The sequence below is a fragment of the Phytoactinopolyspora endophytica genome (assembly GCF_004138495.1).
In the GTDB taxonomy this organism is placed as follows: domain Bacteria; phylum Actinomycetota; class Actinomycetes; order Jiangellales; family Jiangellaceae; genus Phytoactinopolyspora; species Phytoactinopolyspora endophytica.
Genome location: NZ_ML142861.1, coordinates 91,382 through 95,692 on the forward strand (window position 1 = coordinate 91,382; position 4,311 = coordinate 95,692).

The 4,311-nt window shown below is 68.3% G+C and carries 2 protein-coding genes; both read right to left on the reverse strand.

Translation table 11 applies throughout. From position 1 onward, the window contains the following. Positions 1–1,073 (reverse strand): ADP-forming succinate--CoA ligase subunit beta (gene sucC / locus ELR45_RS22680; RefSeq protein ID WP_129668469.1); only part of this gene is annotated, 1,073 nt, incomplete at its 3' end. A gap of 457 nt (positions 1,074–1,530) precedes the next feature. Continuing rightward, a partial coding sequence (locus tag ELR45_RS22685) for a phosphodiester glycosidase family protein (RefSeq protein WP_129668378.1) occupies positions 1,531–4,311 on the reverse strand: 2,781 nt, incomplete at its 5' end.

The window sequence follows — 4,311 nt, forward strand, 5'->3', positions numbered from 1 at the left end:
TTACCGTCCAGCCGGACCACAAGCGGCTTGGTCACTTCATCGCCGCGCTTCTCAAGCAGATCGAAGGCGTGCACGATCCCGTTGGCCACCGCGTCACATGCGGTGATGCCGCCGAAGACGTTGACGAACACGCTCTTCACGTCCGGGTCGGAAAGGATGATCTCCAGACCGTTCGCCATCACCTCGGCCGAGGCGCCACCGCCGATGTCCAGGAAGTTCGCGGGACGAACCGGAGCCGAACCCGAGTCCAGCTCTTGGCCGGCGTAGGCGACGACGTCGAGCGTCGACATGACCAGGCCGGCGCCGTTGCCGATGATGCCGACCTCGCCCTCGAGCTTGACGTAGTTGAGGTTCTTCTCCTTGGCCCGGGCTTCCAGCGGGTCAGCGGCTTCCTTGTCCTCGAACGCCGCGTGGTCGGCGTGCCGGAACTCGGCGTTCTCGTCCAGGCTGACCTTGCCGTCGAGCGCAAGGATCGTCCCGTCCGGTGTCTTCACCAGCGGGTTGACCTCGACCAGTGTGGCGTCCTCCGCGGTGAAAGCGGTCCACAGCTTCTGCAGGACGTCGATCACCTGGTCGCGGACGGCAGGCTCGAACCCGGCCGCGTCGGCGATCTCCGCGGCTTTGGCCGCGTCGACGCCGGACAGCGGGTCCACTGGGATTCTCGCCAGCGCCTCCGGGCGCTCCACCGCGAGCTGCTCGATCTCGACGCCGCCCTCGACGCTGGCCATCGCCAGGTAGGTGCGGTTGGACCGGTCGAGCAGGAAGGACACGTAGTACTCCTGCGCGATGTCGCTGGCCTGCGTCACCAGCACGCGATGAACCGTGTGACCCTTGATGTCCATGCCGAGGATGGCCTCGGCCTTCTCCTGCGCCTCAGCCGCGTTCTCAGCCAGCTTCACGCCGCCGGCCTTGCCACGCCCACCGGTCTTGACCTGGGCCTTGACCACGACCGCGGTACCGATCTCGTCTGCGACGGTGCGCGCGCGGTCAGCTGTCTCGGCTACTTTTCCCGGCAGCACCGGGACTCCATGCTTGGCGAAGAGGTCCTTCGCTTGATACTCCATCAGATCCACGCGGGGTACATCCTTGTCGTGTGTGTCGCGGTCCGTCTGTAGTTACTCATGGCCACGCGAGGTGGTGCCGCCGCGCGGCTAGGCGAGCCTGCTCCCGGCACGTCACTCTGCCGGAATTTGGCCCTATTCCACCAGTAAGGCCAAGTGAAGACTATCGGTGCGCGGCCGTCGGCGGGAATCCGACCCCAGAGTGAAAGCGAACCACGTCGCTCGTCAGGTTGCCGCGTACGTGAGGCGAGTCGGAAGGTGGGCGGTCGAGGATTTCTGGCAGCGGCGCTTTGTCCGACGGCGCGGCGCAACGCAACCATCCACAGAGCTACCGCCGGAGGACCAGCCGCAGAAGAAAACTCGACCGCCCACCCACCCAACCAGGCGCCAGCGTTTCCCACGCAGAAGGAACGACATCGTGGTCGCTCGGGCGACCACGATGTCGTTCATTGCCGGCCGGAGGCGGCCTCTACCTGGGTGCTACCTGGATCCTTTCGGTGTCGGTCTCGCCGTTGACCGTGACCGACAGCTGGGTGGCGCCGGGCCGAAGGGCAGTCAGCGTGCGCGTCGACGGGTCGAGCGCGACGACGTCGCCCCGGCCCGCGTCATCCGGGTCGCCGACGTGCACACCACGTCCGGACCACTCGGCGCTCACGGGCCACTGAACCGGCACCGTCCGCGCGCCCTCGTCCTGCTCCAACTCAGCCGAGACCTGTGCTGTCTCGCCGGCGGGCAGCCGTCCGGGCACGTCCAGTGTCAAGGTGTCCACCCGGGGCAGGACCTCCGCGGCCAGCCATCCGGCACCGGAGCCGTCCGCATTGTCTGCTGCAGCGAGGTCCGGCTCTATGCCGAGCATCGTCCAGCCGGTGAAGCCGCCGTTGTCCGGAGTGCTGGCCGGGCCCTTGCCGGAGTTGCCGACCACCAGGTACGGCACACCGTCCACCGACGACGCGTCGAAAACTCCGGCGTGACCGCCCACGTACGCCGTCTGCTTGCCCGACTCCGCCTCGAAGTCGGCCAGCCACTGTTCGAGCATCTCCGCCTCCATGCGATCGGCCAGCTGGCTGTTCGCCGTCGGCAGCGGATCGTTCGGCGGGTGGTGCCCGGCGACGACGACGCCCGTGATGGACGGGTCCTCGGCCGCATCGTCCAGCGCTTCCCGCAGCGCGAGGATCTGGTCGAACTCCTCACCACCGGCACGCAGCGTGCCGTAGGCCGTGTTCAGGGTGACCACCCTGGTTCCTTCGACGTCGAAGACGTGCTGGGTGTCGCCGAACTCGTCGATGAAGTTCTCGATCGGACCGCCTTGGATCTCGTGGTTGCCCGGCACGTAGTACCAGGGGAACGCCGCGTCTCCCAGTTCCTCGTCGAGGATTCGGCGAGCCAGATCGAAGTCCTCCGGCGATGCCTCGTCGACGAAGTCGCCATTGATGATGAGGACGTCGGGGTCAGCGACGACGATCTCCCGCAGCGTCCGGCGGGCTGCCTGGACGGCATCGCTGTCGGGGTCTCGTGCGACGAACTGCGCGTCGTTCATCACAGCGATCCGCTGCGTAGCGTCGTCGTTGGTCCCGTTGGCGATCACCACCGGATCCGGGAACCTGCTCTGGGCGGGCAAGTCGACGTCCGGCGCCACTTCGACGGTGATGTCGCTGAACGACGTCTCGCCGTCGTACCGGGCGTCACCGCTCGGCTCCACCGCGTAGATGTCGCGGAGGGTCAGCGGGTACTGGGTGCCTTCCGGCACCTCGAACCGCAGCTGCTGCCAATCGTCGAACGTCGTGTACCCACCGTTGAGGGTGATCAGCGTCCCCTGGGCGTCGTACAGACGCATCCGGATCCACGTGCCGTTGCCGTCGCCCTTCACCCAGGCGTTCACCGCCTGCGGCTGGCCTGGAAACTCGAGCCGCTCGGGCGGCGCGGCGTACGCGGCTCGGGTGTTGGGGCCGGTGAAGTCGTAGGTCATCCGGACGCCGGACTGTCCGTCGGGCCCTTCGGCCGGCTCGATGTCACCGCTGGCGCGTGCGAAGCTGACGGTCCACCCATCGGCGTCGGAGAAATCGGCGACCGTCTCCTCCACCAGCCCGATGGTCACGGCGACCTGCGTCTCGACCCCAGCCGCGTTGAAGGTAAGCAGCGTAGAGCCTTCGTCGGTGAGCGGTTCGACGGTGAAGCCGGCGGCGTCCGGCACCAGCTCGACCACCCCGTCTCCGCCGCTGACCTCGACGTCGGCCGGCTCGACCGGCGCGCGGTAGCCGGCGTCGTCGTAGCCGGTCAACTCGATCCGCCCAGAGGCGTCAGCATCGGCCAGCGGCACCAGGACCGCGTTCGAGTCGAGCCAGGCGATCTCGTCGAGCACGGTGATCGCCAGCTCGCCGCCGGCGTCGCCCTCGGACGCGACGACAGTCGCCTCCCCGGGCTCTACCCCGGTCACGGTGGCCGTGGACCCGTCACCCGCTACTTCGGCGGCATCGCCTTCCGCCGACCAGGCAGGCGACGAGTCGACCGGGTCCTGCGCCTCGTCGTGCCCGAGCGCCGTGACCGTCCGGGACAGCCCGGGGAAGACGCGTTCGCTGCCGGCCTCCGTCGACAGCCGGAACCCGCTCAGCGTGCCGGAACCCTGGCCCGCGAAGATGGCCAGCCCGTTAGAGACCTGGCGCTCCTCGCCGTCGGACGGGCTGTTGACGACGTCGTGGTCGGGGGTGGCCGGGTCGCGGACCACCATGGTCGACGACCCGCCGCCGTCGAGGTTCAGCGCGTCATGAGCGCCCAGCTCGTGCATGAACTCACCGAGCTCTTCCAGGCTCATCCCGCGAGCGTGCGCCTGCCGGCCGTCGATCACGGCCATGAAGACCTCGCTGCCGTCCTCGCTGATCCCCAGCGCGGTACGCGGGTGGACCGCGGTATCGGAGAACGTCTGCGGCACTCCGTCCTCGACCAGGACCTGGTTGCCGCCCACGGCCGCCGCGATCTCCTCGACGTCGGAGCGCGGCGCGTACGTCACGTCGACACTCATGCCGGGCTCAAGCTCGAGCAGGGCCTCCGCGCCGGTGTCGCGTCCCACCAGGATCTGTGTGTCCTCGGCGATCTCGCCACCACCGATCTCCGTGCCTACATCGGTGACCACTCCGTCGACGACCGTGACCTCCGCCGTGTCTGGCGCGCCGCCGACCGACGGCGCCCTGGCGTAGTCACCCCACAGCGAGGTGAAGACGCCGATCCCGTCGGCCGGAAGCCTATATGTATTGAC